We start from the raw sequence: 18,740 nt of genomic DNA, 5'->3' as shown, positions 1-18,740 counted from the left end.
TGCCCGTCACGGCCGCGGTGATCCGTGCCTTTCCTGCGGATACTTCGGGTCGATCCGGGGTACTCACAGGAATTCGGCAGGCAGTGCGTGGCATGTTTGTGGACCGTCCATACGTTCCGTATTCTTGCCAGCCTATTGGAGTGCGCGGCGTGAGCCGCGCGCCCGTTTTGCATCTGGGGGACGCCATGGCCGAGAGGGCAGGCGGGAGCAAGACCGGGGCGGCGGCGAAGAAGGCCGTCGCGAAGACCACCGCGGCGCCGAAGCGCTCCGTGAAGACAGTGGCCGCGGGGGCGGCCACGGCGAAGGGGGAGACGGTGACGGCTACCTCAGACAGCACCACCGCCAAGCGCGCCGCCAAGACGGCCGCGCCCGAGCGGAAGACCGCGGCCAAGCCCGCCGCGACGGCCGCGGACGCCAAGAAGTCGGCGCGCACCACCACCACGGCGACCCGGCGGCACGCCGCCGGGACGGAAGAGAATCCCCCCGCCCAGGCAACGCCGAGCGCCGCCACGACCGCGGCCGAGGGAGCGACCATGGTCAAACCTGCCGAGTCCAAGACCGCCAGCCGTACGGCCGCCAAGGCGACCGCGGCGAAGAAGGGCGATCGCAGCGCCGCGGAGACCGAGAAGATCCGCGTCGCGCTGACCGCCCGCCGTGACGAGCTGCAGGAGGAGTACGACCACACGCTCGTCGAGATCGCGGAACTGCAGCGCGACCGGCTCACCGACTCGGCCGGCGACGACCAGGCCGACACCGGCACCAAGACGTTCGAGCGCGAGCAGGAGATCACCCTCGCGAACAACATCCTGGAGCGGATCACGCAGGTGGAGCGCGCACTGGAGCGCCTCGACGAGGGCAGCTACGGGTGGTGCGAGAAGTGCGGCAACCCCATCCCGGTGGAGCGGCTGGCCGCGTTCCCGTCCGCCACACTGTGCGTGACGTGCAAGCAACTGGAAGAGCGCCGCTAGGGCCGGTTTCCGGCCGGGCGGGCCGACCCGGCATGATCGTACGAAGGGCGCGACCGCGCCCGTGACTTGGGGAGTGTGTCGGTGGAGCAGGACAACCAGAGGGAACCGGAGCACTCCCCACGTCGGATCAGCCGGGGCAAGGCTGTGTCGGTCTTCGCGGGGATGGCCGTGTTCGCCCTGGTGCTGGACCTGGTCACCAAGGAGTGGGCGACGAAGCTGGACCCGCACGAGCCGATCAAGCTGCTCGGCGGCGCGGTCTACATGTCGCTGACCCGCAACAGCGGGGCGGCGTTCAGCCTCTTCGCCGACCACACCTACATCTTCCCGATCATCGCCCTGGGCGTGCTCACCTGGATCGGCTTCATGGCCCGCCAGCTGCGCTCGCTGCCGTGGGCGATCGCGCTGGGCATGGTGCTCGGCGGGGTGGTCGGCAACCTGGCCGACCGCATCTTCCGGGCGCCGGCCCCGTTCCACGGGCACGTGGTCGACTTCATCAGCGTGTTCGACCCGCACGGCCAGGCCTTCCCGATCTTCAACGTCGCGGACATGGCACTGGTCGGCGGCGTGAGCCTGGCCATCCTCCTGGAGCTGCTGGGCCGCCAGCGCGACGGCACCCGCATCACGTCCGAGAAGAAGGCCGACGGCGAGCCGGCACCGGACGACCCCCGTGACACCGCCTCCGCGAGCGTCCCCGCCGACCGTGGCTCCCAGGCATGGTGAAGGGCGAGACCCGTTCGCTGCCGGTCCCGGACGGGCTGGACGGAATGCGGCTGGACCAGGCGGTCTCACGGTTGTTCGGGCTGTCGCGCACCGCGGCGGCCACCCTGGTCGAATCCGGTGACGCCACCGTCGACGGCGTGCCCCGCGGCAAGTCGGACAAGGTCCACGGCGGCAGCTGGCTGGAGGTGACCCTGCCCGCCCCGCCCACGGCCCCCGTCGTGGTCGCCGAGCGGGTCGACGGCCTGCAGATCGTGCACAGCGACGACGACATCGTGGTGGTGGACAAGCCGGTCGGCGTCGCGGCCCACCCCAGCCCCGGCTGGACCGGCCCGACCGTCATCGGCGGCCTGGCCGCGATGGGCCAGACGGTCGCCACCAGCGGCGCCGCCGAGCGCCAGGGCGTCGTGCACCGGCTCGACGTGGGCACCACCGGGCTCATGGTCGTCGCCAAGAGCGAGACCGCGTACAGCGCGCTGAAGTGGGCTTTCAAGCACCGGGAGGTGGACAAGCGCTACCACGCGGTGGTGCAGGGCCACCTCGACCCGCTGCGGGGCACGGTCGACGCGCCCATCGACCGGCACCCCACGCACGATTGGAAGTTCGCGGTGATGTCGGGCGGCAAGCCCAGCATCACGCACTACGACACGCTGGAGGCCTTCCCCTCCGCCAGCCTCGTCGACATCAGACTGGAGACCGGGCGCACCCACCAGATCCGGGTGCACTTCTCCGCTCTGCGGCACCCCTGCGTAGGCGACACCACCTACGGCGCCGACCCGACGCTCTCCGCCCGCCTCGGCCTGCACCGGCAGTGGCTGCACGCGCGTGAGCTCAGCTTCATCCACCCCGGCACCGGACAAGAGGTCCGGTTCGTCAGCGAGTACCCGCCAGATCTCGCGCAGGCCCTCACCCTGCTGCAAGAGGCTGGTTGACACGCGCTCGCGCCCGGCGCGCGAGGCCGGATGAGAGGAACGCGGGATGCGCCCGCAAAAGTTCTTGCGGCATCTGGACCAGGTGATAGTGCCACGGCTCGCGGGCGGCTTCGTCCGCGTCGCACGCGGGCGGCTGCGGTTGCGGCTGCTCACCGGGGCCGCGCTGCTCGGGGTCACCGGAGTGCTGCTGGCCGTGGTGTGGACCGCGCACCGCGGGACCACGGCCACCCCGGAGAGCACCCTCGGCGAGACGGTGCAGGTGGGCGTCGTGCAGGGGCAGTCGGTGCCGCTGTACGCCAAGCAGGCCCGCTCGGAGCTGGCCGGCCTGCTCAAGCGCCCGTCGGCCACCCCGGTGGAGACGTACGCGCTGGTCAGCCTCAAGGCGTACCTGGCACCCGAGCGGCTCACGCCGGTGCTCGGCGGCGTCTCGGTGGTCGAGGTCTACGCCCGCGTGCCGCTGGGCAAGACACCGACCGCGTCGGTGCGCATCCCGGCCTTCAAGATCCCTGAAGACGTGGTGGCCGGTATGAAGCAGGTCGCCCTGCGCAAGGACAACGACGCGGCGGACTTCCGGGGCCTGGCCGGCAAGCTGACCACCGCCGATGCGGAGGAGGACCGCCTGCGCGACACGTACCTGGGCGGCTCCGCGGTCGCCGAGGCCGAGGCCGAGGCCTACCGCACGGGCTGCACCTGCGTCTACGCGGCGGTGGTGCGGGCGACCCCGGCGGCGCTGGACCAGATCGCCTCCCGTCCCGAGGTGCGCGCCGTCGACCCGGCGCCCGAGGTGCGGCGGCTGGACCGGGCCGTCTTCCTGCCCCCGCTGCCGGAGCAGGTCGGCCAGCTCGACCCGTCCGCCTCGGCCGCGCCCAGCGCCGCGCCCGGTGCGCAGCCGAGCAGCACGCCCGGCGGCGAGCCGAGTGCCGGGCCGAGCGACCGGCCGGGCGACGAACCGAGCGGGCCCGCGTCGGCCAGGCCCAGCGCCGACCCGGCGTCGCCGCACGCGTCGCCGGTCGCCCAGACGAGCCCGTCCGGTGAGAGCACGGCGTCCGCTCCGGCGTCCCCGGCGCACGCTCCCTCGGCGGCCGCGGCCGACGCCGGGGAGCGGGGCTGAGCGTGCGGGCGTCCCCCGCGGGTGTCCGCACCCTGCATCGAGTGGCTTCGTTGAGCAGGGGGAGACCCGGTTCGCAAGACCTCTTCACCTCTTCTCGGCGGCAATCGGCCGACAGGGTATGGAGGTGTGGGTGCCAGAACACATAGGGTGGTCAAGCTGGTGTCGAGGTGCGTAGCCTGGCACCACATTGATCATTGATGACTCTGGCAGGGCGGGGAGGGCGCACACCGTGGAGCGCAACGGCCAGCGGGGCGACGGCCCCACGGCTTGGGGCCGACCCGGCGAGCTGACGCCCGCCGAGGCGACCTCACGCTGGCGGGTGCTGCTCGACCGGGCCCGCGCCGCGCCACCGCGCGACCCGGCGCCGGTCGATCCCGCGCCCGCCGGCCCGGCCACGGCCTCACCGGCGGGTCCGGCGTACGGCGCGCCCGCCGGGCGGATCGAGTGGCGTCCCGCGGCCCGGGCCGACGACGTCGATCATGCCGTCTCGGTGTTGCGGCGAGAGCTGGGCGGCCCGAAGGTGCTGGCGTTCGCCAATCCCAAGGGCGGGGTGCACAAGACCACCGCCACCGTGCTGGCCGCGGCGACCATCGGCAGCGTGCGCGGTCGCGGCGTGCTGGCCTGGGACGACAACGAGCTGCGCGGCACGCTCGGGCTGCGGGCCGGCAGCGCTCGGCACGCGCGCACCATCCGGCACCTGCTCAGCGACCTGCTGGAGATCGAGAACGCGCCGCTGAACGAGCTCAAGGACCGGCTCGACGACTACCTGCGGCACGCCTCCGACGGGTCGTACGACGTGCTCGCCGGCGAGGAGAACCCGCGCTTCGCCCAGCGCCTGGACCAGCACACCGTGCGCCGGGTGCTGGACCTGCTGTGCCGCACCCACGATGTCGTCTGCGTGGACACCGGCAACAACGTGGAGAGCGCCAACTGGCAGACGGTCATCCGCGCCGCGGACCAGCTCGTGATCACGACGGTGCCGCGCGAGGACGCCGCGTTCACCGCCGACTGGATGATCGACCTGCTGCACGAGGTGGGTCTGGGCAAGCTGGCGGAGAACGCGGTGACGCTGCTCTCGTGCGCCACCCCGGGCACCTCGCCGCTGCTGGAGGACCTGCGCAAGCACTTCGCCACGCGGACCCGCGCGGTGGTCGTGGTGCCCTTCGACCCGGCCCTGGAGACGGGCTCGTCGATCGAGTACGGCGCGCTCCAGCAGACCACGAAGCGGGCCTGGCTTAACGCGGCATCGGTGATGGTGGAACCCTTCGCCCGGTGACGCCCGGCACCCCAGGAGCGGCGGGTGGAACGCGTCGGAGCGCAGGACTAGGCTGAGCGGTACCGTCGACTAGCTGGGGGTGGGTACGCCGTGGGCGACTCTTTTGTGCATCTTCACGTGCACACGGAGTATTCGATGCTCGACGGCGCGGCCCGGTTGAAGGACCTCTTCAAGGAGGCCAACCGCCTCGAGATGCCCGCCCTGGCGATGACCGACCACGGCAACATGTTCGGCGCGTACGACTTCTACAAGCAGGCCACCGCCGCCGGCATCAAGCCGATCATCGGCGTGGAGAGCTACGTGACGCCGAACACGGCCCGGCAGGAGCGCGTGCGCGTGCGCTGGGCCGACGGCGGCGAGAACGACGTCTCCGGCGGTGGCGCGTACACCCACATGACGATGCTGGCCGCGGACGCCGACGGCCTGCGCAACCTGTTCCGGATGCAGTCGAAGGCCAGCCTGGAGGGGTACTTCTACAAGCCCCGCGCCGACCGTGAGCTGCTCAACCTGTACGGCAAGGGTGTCATCGCGACCACCGGCTGCCCGTCCGGTGAGATCCAGACCTGGCTGCGCATCGGCGACTTCGACAAGGCCGTGGCGTCGGCGGGCGAGTTCCAGGACATCTTCGGCAAGGAGAACTTCTACCTGGAGCTGATGGACCACGGCATCAGCATCGAGAAGGCCGCCCGTGAGGGTCTGGACCGGCTGCGCAAGCACCTGAACCTCAAGGCGATCGTCACCAACGACCTGCACTACACCTACGCCGAGGACGCCGACGCGCACGAGGTGCTGCTGTGCGTGCAGTCCGGCTCGACGATGGCCGACCCGAAGCGCTTCAAGTTCGACGCCCGCGACTTCTACCTGAAGTCGGCCGAGGAGATGCGCCGGCAGTGGGACGACCTGGTGCCGGGGGCGTGTGACAACACCCTGGAGATCGCGGAGCGGATCGGCGACTACAAGAGCGTCTTCGCGCACCGCAACCTGATGCCGTCGTTCCCGGTGCCGGAGGGGTTCACGGAGGAGTCGTTCCTGCGCGCCGAGGTGCACCGGGGGCTGCGCGACCGCTTCCCGGGCGGGGTGCCCGAGGACCGGCTGCGCCAGGCCGACTACGAGCTCGACGTTATCTGCAAGATGGGCTTCCCGGGCTACTTCCTGGTGACCGCCGACCTGTGCGAATACGCGCGGCGGGAGAAGATCCGGGTCGGCCCGGGGCGTGGTTCGGCGGCCGGTTCGCTGGTCGCGTACGCGCTGCGGATCACCGAGCTGGACCCGATGTCGCACGGCCTGCTGTTCGAGCGGTTCCTCAACCCCGACCGCATCTCGATGCCCGACATCGACATGGACTTCGACGAGCGCCGGCGCGGCGACATGATCCGCTACTCCACCGAGCGGTGGGGTGAGGAGCGGGTCGCCCAGATCATCACCTACGGCACGATCAAGGCCAAGGCCGCGGTCAAGGACGCGGCCCGGGTGCTGGGCTACCCGTTCGCCGTCGGTGACAAGATCACCAAGGCCATGCCGCCCGCGGTGATGGGCAAGGACATCCCGCTCACCGGCATCTTCGACCCGAACCACCCCCGCTACCCGGAGGCGGCCGAGTTCCGGTCGCTCTACGACACCGACCCGGACACCAAGAAGGTCGTCGACACCGCCAAGGGCATCGAGGGCCTCAAGCGCCAGTGGGGCGTGCACGCGGCCGGCGTGATCCTGTCCGGCGAGCCGCTGATGGACGTGCTGCCGATCCAGAAGCGCGAGCAGGACGGCGCCATCATCACCCAGTGGGACATGGGCGCCTGCGAGTCCATCGGCCTGCTCAAGATGGACTTCCTCGGCCTGCGCAACCTCACCGTGATGGACGACTGCCTGGAGGGCATCAAGCTCAACCGGGGCGTAGAGGTGGTGCTGGAGACGCTGCCGCTGGCGGACAAGCCCACCTACGAGCTGCTGGCCCGCGGCGACACCCTCGGCGTGTTCCAGCTCGACGGCGGGCCCATGCGCGCGCTGCTGCGCTCCATGGTCCCCGACAACTTCGAGGACATCTCCGCGGTGCTGGCCCTCTACCGGCCCGGTCCGATGGGCGCCAACGCGCACAACGACTACGCCGACCGCAAGAACGGCCGCAAGCCGGTGGTGCCGATCCACCCGGAGCTGGCCGAGCCGCTGTCGGAGATCCTCGGCGACACCTACGGCCTGATCGTGTATCAGGAGCAGGTCATGGCCATCGCGCAGAAGCTGGCCGGCTACTCGCTCGGCGCCGCCGACCTGCTGCGCCGTGCCATGGGCAAGAAGAAGAAGGAGATCCTCGACAAGGAGTACGTGCCGTTCTCGGGCGGCATGAAGGAGAACGGCTACTCCGACGCGGCGATCAAGACGCTGTGGGACATCCTGGTCCCCTTCTCCGACTACGCCTTCAACAAGGCGCACACGGCCGGCTACGGGCTGGTCTCCTTCTGGACCGCGTACCTCAAGGCCAACTACCCGGCCGAGTACATGGCGGCGCTGCTCACCTCCGTCGGCGACGACAAGGACAAGTCCGCGGTCTACCTGGCCGAGTGCCGCCGCATGGGCATCAAGGTGCTGCCGCCCGACGTCAACGCCTCCACCGCCCGGTTCACCCCGGTCGGCGACGAGATCCGGTTCGGCCTGGGCGCGGTGCGCAACGTCGGCGGCAACGTGGTCGAGGCGATCGTACGCGGCCGCAAGGAGCAGGGCGCGTTCACCGACTTCTACGACTTCCTGCGCAAGGTCGACGCGGTGGCCTGCAACAAGCGCACCATCGAGTCCCTGATCAAGGCGGGCGCCTTCGACTCGATGGAGCACCCCCGCAAGGGGCTGCTGTCGGTGCACGCCGACGCCATCGACTCGTTCATGAGCGTCAAGAAGAACGAGGCCATCGGCCAGTTCGACCTGTTCGGATCGGCCTTCGCCGACACCGACTCGAGCGGCGCCGGCATGATCGTCACACCGACCATCCCGCCGGGCGAATGGGACAAGACCGACCTGCTGGTGTTCGAGCGCGAGATGCTCGGCCTGTACGTCTCCGACCACCCGCTGTTCGGCCTGCAGCACGTGCTGAGCAAGGCCGCCGACATGTCGATCGCGGCGCTCAACGAGGAGGGCGGCGTCTCCGACGGGCAGATCGTCACCCTGGCCGGCATCCTCTCCGGCGTGCAGCGGCGCATCACCAAGCAGGGCAAGGCCTGGGCCTCGGCGACCCTGGAGGACCTGGACGGCGCCGTCGAGGTGCTGTTCTTCCCCAACACCTACGACCTGGTCGGGCAGTACATCGCCGAGGACGCCATCGTCGTGATCAAGGGCCGCGCGGACCGCCGCGACGACCAGGCCAAGCTGATGGCGATGGACATGTCCATCCCGGACATCAGCGCGCCTGACGACGCCAAGCCCGTGGTGCTCGCGCTGCAGGCCAACCGGTGTACGCCGCCGCTGGTCGAACGGCTGCGGGAGGTGCTGTCCACCCACCCCGGCCCGGCCGAGGTGCACGTGCGCCTCACCAACGGCCAGAAGTCGTCGACCTACCGGCTCGGCCCGATGCGGGTCTCGCCGGTGCCCGCGCTGATGGCTGACCTGAAGGCCCTGCTCGGCCCGTCCGCCCTGGCCAGCTGAGCCAGGCGCGCTCGGGCGTTGATCGCTGTTTGCGGTCAGAAGGTGAGGTCTGACCACACTTCCTGACCGGAAACGGCGATCATCGCAGTGCGTGCGGTGGTCAGACCGGGATGTCGGGGTGGTGGTTGGCGGCCTTGTCGGTGCGTTTGGCCGCGGCGACGTCGGTGTCCGACGTGACGGTGGCCGCTTGGGTGATGTTGCCGCCCATCGACTCCAGTGCCGTGCCGACCTGCCGCCACAGGTTCAGGATGGTCGGCGCGATCTCCGAGTAGCCCTTGTCCAGGGCGTTGCCGACGTCGTCGGTGCCCCACGGCTTGGCCTGCCCGGCCGAGTCGATGCTCGCGCCGGTGCCGTTGCGCAGCGCCGTCACGTCCTTGCCGGCCGCCGTCATCCGGCTGCCGGCGTCGCGGGCCAGGTCGAGGTCGAGGTGGGTGCCGTCGCCCGCGGGCCAGGTCAGCTGCCGGACCGGGATCTCATCGCTCATCGCGCGGCTCCGGCCGGTAGTCCATGATGTCGTCGTGCCGCTTGAGCAGGTCGTTCATGTCATTGGTACGCAGGAACGACATCGCGCCCGAGTCCGCCGGCATCACCTCGGCCATCAGCTCCGACACGCCCGCACCCGCGGCGTCGGAGGCCCGCGCGACCGTCTTGGTGATCTCCTCGGCGAGCCCCGCGGCGCTGTAGGAGCGCAGCGCGGCCGGCTCCAGTTCCAGCTTGACCAGCCGGCCGCGGGCATCGACGGAGGCCTTGATCAGGCCGTCGCGCGACTTCTCGGTCGCCCGGTAGGCCTTGAGCCTGGTCTGCAGGTCGCCCATGCCGTTGCGCAGCCGCGTGTACTGGTCGTGCACCTGTGCGAAGCGTTCCCGCAGCGCCCAGTTGGCATCGCGATCGGAGCGTTGTGCCACGGCGGTTCCTCCCCTGGTACGGCCGGTGACTGCCGACTCTAACCCGGATCGGCACCCCTCGCCGCAACCGGGTTGGCGCGCACTTGTCCGGATCGAGTAACTTACCCAGAGCGCCTGCGCGCCACCGGATGTCCCGTGCCCCTGGCCCGGACCGGACCGGACCGCGCGGGAGAGCCGAACTCTGGGGAGGGTGCGGATGTCGTGGTTGCCGTCGCCGATTCCGCATCCGCTGTCCTACTTCGACGCACCGGGGTGGATGAAGGAATGCCTCGACTGGGTCATCGGCATGGATTGGCCGGAAGGCGACGAACAGGCCACCTGGGACCTCGCCGACGACTGGTACGCGGTCGCCGGTGACCTCGCCGACCCGCTGACCGAGTCGGAGCGGGCCGCGCTCGACGCGGTCGCCGCGTTCGGCGGCACCGAGGGCAAGGTCGCCGCCGCGATCAAGGAAGCGTGGGGGCAGATCGGCAGCGGCGACGAGAAGTCGGCGCTGCAGGCCGCCGCGCACGTCGCAGGCGCGCTCGGCGAGATGCTCGAAGGCGGCGGCTGCGACATCCAGGGCGCCAAGCTCGAGTACTACATCGAGCTGGGCCTGCTACTGATCGAGCTGATCGCGCTGGCCGTCGCCGCGTTCTTCACCTTCGGCGCGTCCACCGCCGCTGCCGGGCCGGTGTGCATGGCGACCCGCTTCGCCATCAAGGAGATCCTCAAGCGCCTGCTCAAGTCCCTGATCGAGCGCGGCATCAAGCGCGCCGTCAAGGACAAGCTCAAGGACCTCGGCAAGGACTTCGGCAAGAAGCTCGGCAAGTGGGCGATCAAGGCCGGCAAAGAGGGCCTGGACGAGATGAAGGAAGAGGTGCTCACCCAGGGCGCCATCCAGACGTACCAGACCGCGACCGGCCGCCGGGACGGGCTCGACCTCGGCGATCTCGCCATGGCCGGCTGGGCGGGCTTCGCCGGCGGCGCGGCCAGCACGCTCGCGGGCGGCCACAACGGCGGCTTCGCCAGCAAGGTCGCCCACGGGGCGCGCGGCGAGGTGCTCGGCGACATCGGCGGCTCGCTCGCCACCGGCCAGATGCCGGACGCGGGCAACCTCGGCATGGCGGCGACCTCGGGCGCGCGCTCCAGCGTCAACAGCCACCTGACCAGCGAACTCAACAACATGACGAACAACATCGTCAGCAACCTCGCCGGCACCGGGCTCGACGGCGACCCGAGTACGAACATCACCGCCGCCGCGGCGGGCACCGCGGCCGCGGGCGGCGGCGGGTCGGGTGGCGGCGGCCCGCACGGCGGGACCGCAGGCTCCGGTGGTTCGGGTGGCGGCTCCGGCGGTTCAGGTGACGGCTCCGGCGGTTCGGGCGGGTACTCGGGAAGCTCCGGCGGGCTCGCCGGCATCGCTCCGCCCGAGGCGGCCCCGGCCCCGGCGGCCCCCGCCGCGCCGGCTCCGGTCGCGAACGTCTCCGCGCAGGCCAACACAGTGATCGCGCCGGCAGTCGCGGCGGCCCCGCAGGGCATGGCCACGCCGGCCACCGCCGCCCCCGCGGCGATGGGCCCGGCGTCGGGCCTGGCCGGCACGTCTGCAGCCCCGTCGGCCCCGTCCGTCGCGCCCTCGGTATCCGCGTCCGCGTCGGCGTCGGTCTCGACCGGGTCGGGCGGCCTGTCCGGCTCTGCCTCCGGCAGCGGCTCCGCGACGACCGGCGGCGGCTCCGCCAACACCGGCTCGGCCACCGGCGGCACCGGCTCGGGCGGACCGTCCGGGGCCACGTCCACCTCGGGTTCGGGCAGCACCTCGACTTCGAGCACCCCCTCCGGGTCGACCACGTCGACCTCGACCAATGCGAACCCGGCCACCGGCGCGCGGCCGGTCGGCGGCATCGCCGGGACCGTCTCGTCGACGCAGGCCGGCTTGGCCGCGCAGAGCAGCACTCCGCCGCAGACTGGTCCGTCAGTCCAGGCCAACGCCTCGACGACCATTCCGTCGGCGCAGACCAGCGCGTCCCTGACGACGCCGTCGACCCAGCCGAACGCGTCCACGACAGCGCCGTCCCCGCAGGCGACGGCGTCCACGAACACGACCGTCCAGACGCCGTCCCCGCAGACCGGGCCCACGGCGCACGCGAACACCAGCGCGCAGACCGGGCCGACGGCGCAGACGAACACCACCGCGCAGACCGGCCCGGCGAGCCAGGCCACCGCCACCGGTCCGCAGGGCACCACGACGCCGTCGACCAGCACGCAGAACCCGGCCACGCAGAACTCCGCCACCACGCAGAACCCGGCGTCGCAGAACCCGGCGGCCCAGCAGGGTCAGGCCACGTCGCCGCAGAGTCCGTCGACGAACCAGCAGGCGGGGCCTCAGGCGACGGCCCCGGCCCAGCAGACGCCGGGCGACCCGGCCCGCCCCCAGCCGCCCGCGGCCCAGCAGACCGACCCGGCGACGCCCGCGGTCGCGATCGTGCCCGGTGCGGACACCCGCCCCGCAGGCCCGGAGGTCAGCCCTCCGGCCGCCGACGGTCGACGGGACGGCGAGCGCAGCCGATCCGAGGCGCGGCGCTGGAGCGACGCGTACCACGGCGGGCTGCGCGCGCAGCGGCGCGAGATCCTGGCCTCGATGGGCCGGCCCGGTGCGCTGGCCGCGGCCGCCTGGGACGCGCTGAACCGCCACGACGGCGCGGACTTCACCCGCGGCGGTGTCACCACCGACGACGTGTCCGCGCTGACCGGCAGCGACCAGCCGCCGTCGGTGGACGCCACCCGCCGCTACGACCAGCGCGGCGGCTACCGGCCGGTGCTCACCCAGCACCAGCTCGACCTGGAGAACGCGGTGCCGCGCGGCGAGGACGGCCGCCCGCTGCAGTTCCCGCCGCTGCGCTCGGGCTGGCTGCGCTTCGCCAACGACGGCGGCCCGCAGGCCGACCCGACCCGCGCGGTGAACTGCGTCGACGTGCTGCTGTCGGTGGCCGACACCTGGCTGCACGGGCGTCCGCGCTGCGCCGCGGCGCGTACCCTCGACGGTTTCGCCTCCGGCAACCCGGACCAGCCGTCCGGCCCGGAGCCGCGCGGGCCGCACCGCATCGAGGACTTCTTCGGCGGCCGGCTGCAGCAGCTGTGCCCGGACACCCGTGGCCTGGACCGCCAGGCGGCCCGGCAGACGGTGGACGCGTCCTACGCCCGCCTGGCCGACCAGCTGCGCCAGGCCGGTCCGGGCGCGATGGCCGTGGTCATCCACCACTCGTCCGACGGCACCGCGCACACCTGGCCGGTCTTCAACGACGGCGGCGTCATCATGTACGCCGACCCGCAGCAGCCGCCCGGCACACCGACCACCACCCCGCCCTACACCGACGGCATCATCCAGATGGACGCCATGGTGATCGGGCCCGACGGGGAGCAGTCCCTGATCGACGGTGCGCCGACCGGGGCCTGGTCGCAGTACCAGGGCCAGCCGGACCCGGCGGCCGCCCCGGCCGGGGTGCACGCGACGCAGCTCGACGCGGACATGCAGCGCCCGCTCACCGACCAGGAACTCGCGGACCTCGGCGTCGGCGAGGCGACCATGGCGGACCTCGGCTATCCGGACCCGTCGGTGCTCGACGACGCCGAGCGGGCGCGGCTGGAGTCGCTGCTGCCGCAGACGGCGCTGGTCAACCCGCAGGACCTGCGGTTCACCCAGCGTTCGGTCAGTCCGAACAGCGGCAACGTGACCATGGACGAGTTCGCCGCGCAGATGGCCGAGACCGGTTGGCGCGGTGGCCCGGCCCACGTCATCGCGTGGGGCGACGGCTCGATGTCCAGCATGGACAACCGCCGGATGCGCGCCGCGCGGGTGGCGGGGCTCACCTCTGTCCCGGTGTGCGTGCACCGGCCGGACGAGCCGCTGAGCAGCATGCCCGAGGCCGAGGATCCGGACCGCGACAAGTACCGCAGGCCGCTCGCGGTCGACATCCGGATGGTCGACGGCCGTCTGGTGGTCGGCGGCGACCGTGGCACAGTGGCGCACCGGGCAGGCACGGTGCCTACGACCTTTGGCGAGGCGGCGCTGTTCCGCGCCGCCGAGCAGCGCAGCCTGCTGCCGGGCCGCCTCTACGGCTCGGACGTCACTCCGGCGACCATCGGCAAGCCGCCTGGCCCGGACCGTCCCCTGGTCGCGCTCAACCCGCACCAGCAGCAGGTGCTGAACGTGCTGCGTACGGCTGCGGCGAGTCGGGCGGAGACGGCGCTTCCGGTGCTGCGCCGTATCGCCATAGACCTCAACGCGGCGCAGAACGTCACCACCGACCGGGTGCTGGACTCCGAGATCCAAGGCGATCCGAACGACCCGGACTTCACGCCGGAGCCCGAGCCGCCGGTGCGGCTTCGCGGCACCGGGCAGATGGTCAAATCGCAGAGCTCGTTGGAACGCAAGTTCTGGACCGAGGGCCGGCGGCACGGTGTCGACCGGTTCGCCGGCGAGGTCAACGATGCGGCTCGGTTCAGCCTGCAGCTGCCCGGCGGCCCGGAGTACATGGGCAGTCTGCGTCAGACGATCGCCGCACTGGAGGACGCCGGTTACGAGCTGACCGATCTCAAGAACTTCTTCAGGCCCGGCAACCGCTACCAAGGTCTGAACGCCACCTTCAAAGCCCCCGACGGCGGCTTGATGGAGATCCAGTTCCCCACGGCCGAGTCGTTCCGCGCGTGGCAGCTGACGCATGACGCCTACGCGGTCTTCCGTCAGAAGAACGAACTGGAGCCTCGCCGGGTGCATGCGCTGCTGAGCATGCTCGCGGTCAATCGTGAGCTCGGCCTCAACGAGTCCGTACCGCCCGGTGTCGACGAGTTCGTGCAGGAGCGCTTCCCGGAACCCGACCCCTCCGACGAGGAGGCCGAGACGGTGCCGCCGGTGATCGACACCAGCCTCACCACCTGGATCTCCAACAAGCCCGAGATCTGGCAGGCCTACCGAGCGTGGTTGGATCAGCAGGGCGTATCCCACGACGGCTTCGCGTCGATCCTCGCCGAGTTCGGTCTGGACAGCCAGGACACGCCCGTCAACCCGGAACTGGCCGCCCGGCTGGAGGACATCGATGATTCGCTACTACCAGAGCTACGTCAGGCGCAAGGGGGACGGCCTGCCCCGGGGGATCTTCGTGACGGGGACGTACCCGGACGCGATGCTGTGGGACTACGACCAGAAGGCCTGGGTCTACGACCCGTGGTCGATCGACGAGTTCACGGACAAGCCGGAGAACGTGGAGAAGTTCGACCAGATCAGTCGGGCCGAAGCGGAAGCCCTGATGCTGGAGATCACGAAGGGGACCGAGGCGCTCCCCGACGAGGAGACGATCCTCTGGATCTTCCAGTGGAAGGGGGCCCCGCCCCAGGACGACGACTGACGGATCCCGCCGATCCGGAGGCCCCGTCGGACCCGGCCGGGCCGGGCGAGCCGCCGTCTCCGCCGGAGCCGGGCGGCCGCTTCTTCGAGCCGCGTCCGGACGCCGAGCTGTCGGCGTACGAGGTCGCCATGCTCGACGACGTCCACGAGCGCGCGCTGGCGGCCTCCGAGACCGCGCTGACCGACCTGCGCCGGGTGACCGCCTCGGTCGAGCAGGCGCTGGGGCTGCCCGAGGGTTCGCTGCCGTTGCGCGACCCCGAGCACCGGGCGAAGAGCCGCGAATCGCTGCAGCGCAAGTACCTGGCCGAGGGCCGGATCGGGGGTCCGGAGCAGTTCGCCGCGACGGTGAACGACTCGGTGCGCTTCTCGGTCCAACTACCTGATGGCGCGGCATACCGGCCAGCGCTGGACGCGGTCATCGCGCAGCTGGCGGCGGCCGGCTACGAGCTGGAGGGTACGCCGAAGAACTTCTGGCGGGCCGGCAACCGGTTCTACGGCACCAACACGACGTTCCGGGCCCCGGACGGCACCCTGGTCGAGGTGCAGTTCCCGACCCAGCTGTCGTACGAACTGTGGCACGCCACGCACGTCGAGTACGAGGTGATGCGCGACGTCGACGCCGAGCCCGAGCAGCGGATCCGGGCCCTGCTGCGCATGCTGGAGGTCAACCGCGCCGCCGGCATGCTGGACGCGATCCCGCCCGGCATGGTCGGCGACGACGCCAAGGATGCGAGCCTCGCTAAGTGGATCAGCGACAACCCGGAGGTCTGGCGCGCGTTCACCCGGCAGCTGGAGGCGCAGGGGCTCACTCCCGGCGACGTGATCGCCGAATACGATCTGACGCCTGACGACTTCCCGATCACCCCGAAGGTCGCCGCCCGCCTGGAGGAGCTCGATGTTGTACTACAAGGCCATCTACCGCAAGGACATCGAGGACTTCCCGAACCAGGAGGCAGTCGGCCTGATCATCTCGGGGGAGGGCTACCGGGAGCACATGATCTGGGACCATCGGGCCCAGAGCTGGCGGTACGACCCGGAGACGGCGGGGTACATCCTGGGTCGGGAGGACTACGACTTCCGACGCAGGCCGATCGGTCGGCCGGAGGCCGAGCAGATAGCGCTGCTGATCACGAAGGGGGTCGACCCGCTGCCGAGCGAGGAGGAGATCCTCGAGGCGTTCCGGGAGTCGCACCGTCGCCGCGCCGCGGGGACGCTGGACTAGACACCGCGGCCGACCCGGCGGGGCCGGACCTGACCTCGGAGGCCGACCCCGCGGCCGATCCCGAGACACCGCCGATGCCGGGAAGCACGCCGCCCGGCCCGGTCGGCATGGACCCGTCCGACCCGAACCACCCGCAGTGGCCGTACCGGGCCGGGTTGCAGACCCGGCGCATGTCGCTGGAGCTGCAGCGGCGTCAGCAGGAGGCGGACGCGCTGGCGGCGGAGGCGGCCAAGCACCTCGCCGAGATGCACAAGTACCGGTCGTGGGCGCAGTTCTACTCCGAGCAGCAGCCCGACGCCGAGCAGGCGAAACTGTGCCAGGAGTGGGCCGACCGGCACCAGCAGTGGGCCGCCGAGTGGGGCAAGGCCTCCAAGGCCGCGTACAACGGGACGTACACGGCCAACCAGACGACGACCGTGGACGACGACACGGCCTGGGTGGCGGTCAACACGGACGACGGCGACCTGCTGGTCGACGTGCCCGCGGCCGACGGGCGGCCCTATCTCCACCGGGGCGGCCTGCGCCCGCCGTTGCAGCAGCACCAGGACGACCTGGTCGCGGCGCTGCCCCGGACCCCCGGCGGGCAGCTGCAGATGACGCCCGACCCGCGGGTGGGCAGCTGGTTCGGCCTGGCCAACGACGGCGGGCCCGAGCTGGACCCGAGCCGCGGCATCAACTGCGTCGACTGCATGATCTCCGCGTGGCGCACGTGGCGGGGCCGCCCGCAGGTGTCCGCGCCGCGGACCTTCGACGGGTACGCCGGAACGGACGTCAACGCGGTCACGGGCGGCGAGGCGGGTGGTATGGCCCGGGTCGCCGCGGCGGTCGGCGGCACCTGGCAGACCGTGTTCCCGAACATGTCGCAGAGCCCGGCCGCGCAGGCGCAGCAGTGGTCCGACTGGGGCTTCGCGTCCGTCACGCACGAGCTGACCGAGGCCGGTCACGGCGCGGCGATGTTCATCGTCACCGAGTGGCAGGCCGGCACGTCGCACGCCTGGCTCGCGGTCAACCAGAACGGCACCATCCTGTTCCTGGACCCGCAGACGCGCCAGATCAGCGAGAACGTGTCGATGTACGGGCACACCGGCGATCCGTCGAACAACGGCAACGTCGTCGGCATGTACGCGATGATGCTGGACTCGCAGGGCGACCCGCAGCCGATGAGCTCCCTCGCGCAGACCTCGTGGGGCAAGGCGGAACTGGCCCAGCAGCAGCCCGCCCCGGAGCCGGACCCGCAGCCCGCGCCGGACCCGCAGCCCATGCCGGAGCAGGATCAGCAGTCCGGTCCGGCCGCCGCCGGTCCCGCACCACTGCCCGATCCGGGCGGGCCGCCGTCGCGGCCGACGTTGCCGAACCCGCCGCCCGGCAGCGAGGGCCACCACATCGGCGGCGACCAGAACGAGGGCGAAGCGGTCGCGCTGTACGCCGACATCCGCCGCCTGACCGACGACGTACAGCGCATCGCCGCCAACCAGGGCATCCCGGAGGACGTGATCGCGCGTGCCCGGCGCAACCTCTTCCTGCAGGTACACCAGGACGTCGCCACCGGGACCGACCAGCTGGAGACCGGCCTGTTCACGGCGATCCTGAACGTCGGTCTCGACTGGCAGGCCGCCTACGAAGGCCCGCTCACGGGGGCTGATCGGGAGCGGTTCCGGCGCACGCTCGCGCACGAGTACATCGAGTCGGTGCTCATGGAGCGCCACGGCATGGCCTACCGGCCGGCGCACTTCGACTACTGGGAGAACAACGAATGGGAGTACCCGACCGCGACGCCGGAGCATTTCGCGGCGCATGACGTGGCTCCCTCGCAGGGGCGGGTCTGGCCGTTCGGCCACTACCATGACATGGGCCTGGAGGAGCCGGACATCGAGATCGCGCCGGACCTGAGCAACCTGGAAGACGTCGTCGACGAGATCATGCGGAGGTTGAGGCAAGAATGAGTGCGGAGGAACGGACACGCGCGCTCGCGGACCGCCTCGCCCGGGTCGAGTGGCTCGACGACGACCAGCGCGCGCCGTCGCGGTCGAGGCTGATGTCGGAGTACCTGCGCCGGGCGGCACTGTGGGCGCAGCGGCTGGACGCCGCGCGGCTCTGGCCGTTCTTCGACGTCGCGCAGCTGATCGATCCCGGCACGCGCGCCGACCCCGAGCTGGTGCGGGAGGTGTGCGCGCAGGCGGCCGAACGCGGCGCGAACCACCTCGACCGGCGACTGTGCGAGTACGCCCTGCACTTCGCGGCGCTGCCCGATCCGCCTGCCGGGCTGCCGGACCCGTTCGCGCCGCTGATCGAGCTGTACGAACGCGGTGGGCAGTTCCACCAGGAAGCCGGTCTGATCTATTTCGGGCCGATGGGGGTGAAGCTCGGCTCGATGGCCGATCACCTTGCCGCGGAGCCGCTCCCCGGCACCGACCCGGCGGCGCTGGACGCGGTGGATGCGGCATGGCAGGCCCGGCGGGAGGAGATGCGGCGGCGGGTGCGGGCCGGTCGCCCGCAGCAGAACGGTTGACGCCGATGACGAGGCGGGCCAGGGTGCGCCATAGGATCACGGGTCTACATTGGACACGTTTTCGGGGATCGCTCCTGGCCGTGGCAGGGTGATACC

9 protein-coding genes and 1 pseudogene are annotated in these 18,740 nt (G+C 71.5%); 8 read left to right on the top strand and 2 right to left on the bottom strand.

Annotated features, from left to right (window positions below; translation table 11 throughout):
* Positions 1–533: 533 nt before the first annotated feature.
* The 6 genes and pseudogenes from FLL47_RS16935 (at position 534) to dnaE (ending at position 8,628) form a co-directional block, all read left to right on the top strand.
* Positions 534–968: a TraR/DksA family transcriptional regulator gene (locus FLL47_RS16935; protein ID WP_144121618.1), complete on the top strand. Its 435-nt coding sequence runs from the start codon at positions 534–536 to the stop codon at positions 966–968.
* An 81-nt stretch (positions 969–1,049) separates the two neighbouring features.
* Complete coding sequence (lspA, locus tag FLL47_RS16930; protein WP_246158041.1) at positions 1,050–1,688, top strand: signal peptidase II; 639 nt, start codon at positions 1,050–1,052, stop codon at positions 1,686–1,688.
* A complete protein-coding gene (locus FLL47_RS16925; RefSeq protein ID WP_144121460.1) occupies positions 1,682–2,617 on the top strand; it encodes an RluA family pseudouridine synthase in 936 nt (311 codons plus the stop codon). The genes lspA and FLL47_RS16925 overlap by 7 nt, the downstream gene beginning before the upstream one ends.
* 46 nt (positions 2,618–2,663) lie before the next feature.
* Positions 2,664–3,728, top strand: coding sequence for a hypothetical protein (locus FLL47_RS16920; protein ID WP_144121459.1), 1,065 nt, complete (start codon positions 2,664–2,666; stop codon positions 3,726–3,728).
* A gap of 337 nt (positions 3,729–4,065) precedes the next feature.
* A pseudogene (locus FLL47_RS16915) lies at positions 4,066–5,004 on the top strand (MinD/ParA family ATP-binding protein); the annotation flags it as partial.
* A gap of 90 nt (positions 5,005–5,094) precedes the next feature.
* Positions 5,095–8,628: a DNA polymerase III subunit alpha gene (dnaE, locus tag FLL47_RS16910; protein ID WP_144121458.1), complete on the top strand. Its 3,534-nt coding sequence runs from the start codon at positions 5,095–5,097 to the stop codon at positions 8,626–8,628.
* Positions 8,629–8,728: 100 nt separating this feature from the next.
* Here dnaE and FLL47_RS16905 read toward each other — a convergent pair whose 3' ends face one another.
* Entirely contained in the window at positions 8,729–9,112 is a 384-nt protein-coding gene (locus tag FLL47_RS16905) for a hypothetical protein (protein WP_144121457.1), read from the bottom strand.
* Positions 9,102–9,533, bottom strand: coding sequence for a YbaB/EbfC family nucleoid-associated protein (locus FLL47_RS16900; protein WP_144121456.1), 432 nt, complete (start codon positions 9,531–9,533; stop codon positions 9,102–9,104). Before FLL47_RS16900 ends, FLL47_RS16905 begins: the two co-directional genes overlap by 11 nt.
* Positions 9,534–9,729: 196 nt before the next feature.
* Here FLL47_RS16900 and FLL47_RS16895 point away from each other — a divergent pair, with 196 nt between their 5' ends.
* Together FLL47_RS16895 and FLL47_RS16890 are read left to right on the top strand one after the other, a co-directional pair.
* Positions 9,730–18,078 carry a toxin glutamine deamidase domain-containing protein gene (locus tag FLL47_RS16895; RefSeq protein ID WP_144121455.1) on the top strand — a complete coding sequence of 2,783 codons (8,349 nt, stop codon included), beginning with the start codon at positions 9,730–9,732 and terminating at the stop codon, positions 18,076–18,078.
* Positions 18,075–18,644: a hypothetical protein gene (locus FLL47_RS16890; RefSeq protein ID WP_144121454.1), complete on the top strand. Its 570-nt coding sequence runs from the start codon at positions 18,075–18,077 to the stop codon at positions 18,642–18,644. Before FLL47_RS16895 ends, FLL47_RS16890 begins: the two co-directional genes overlap by 4 nt.
* The last annotated feature ends 96 nt before the right edge of the window (positions 18,645–18,740 follow it).

This window comes from Catellatospora sichuanensis, from assembly GCF_007483665.1.
GTDB lineage: Bacteria > Actinomycetota > Actinomycetes > Mycobacteriales > Micromonosporaceae > Catellatospora > Catellatospora sichuanensis.
Note: the sequence above shows the minus strand (reverse complement) of the source record. Positions and strands in the feature narration are given on the sequence as shown.

What these genes read in the sequence shown, in the direction of transcription:
- FLL47_RS16935 (WP_144121618.1), top strand. Translation starts at nt 534, where the DNA reads ATGGTCAAACCTGCCGAGTCCAAGACCGCCAGCCGTACGGCCGCCAAG.
- FLL47_RS16925 (WP_144121460.1), top strand. Translation starts at nt 1,682, where the DNA reads ATGGTGAAGGGCGAGACCCGTTCGCTGCCGGTCCCGGACGGGCTGGAC.
- FLL47_RS16920 (WP_144121459.1), top strand. Translation starts at nt 2,664, where the DNA reads ATGCGCCCGCAAAAGTTCTTGCGGCATCTGGACCAGGTGATAGTGCCA.
- FLL47_RS16905 (WP_144121457.1), bottom strand. Translation starts at nt 9,112, where the DNA reads ATGAGCGATGAGATCCCGGTCCGGCAGCTGACCTGGCCCGCGGGCGAC.
- FLL47_RS16895 (WP_144121455.1), top strand. Translation starts at nt 9,730, where the DNA reads ATGTCGTGGTTGCCGTCGCCGATTCCGCATCCGCTGTCCTACTTCGAC.
- FLL47_RS16890 (WP_144121454.1), top strand. Translation starts at nt 18,075, where the DNA reads ATGAGTGCGGAGGAACGGACACGCGCGCTCGCGGACCGCCTCGCCCGG.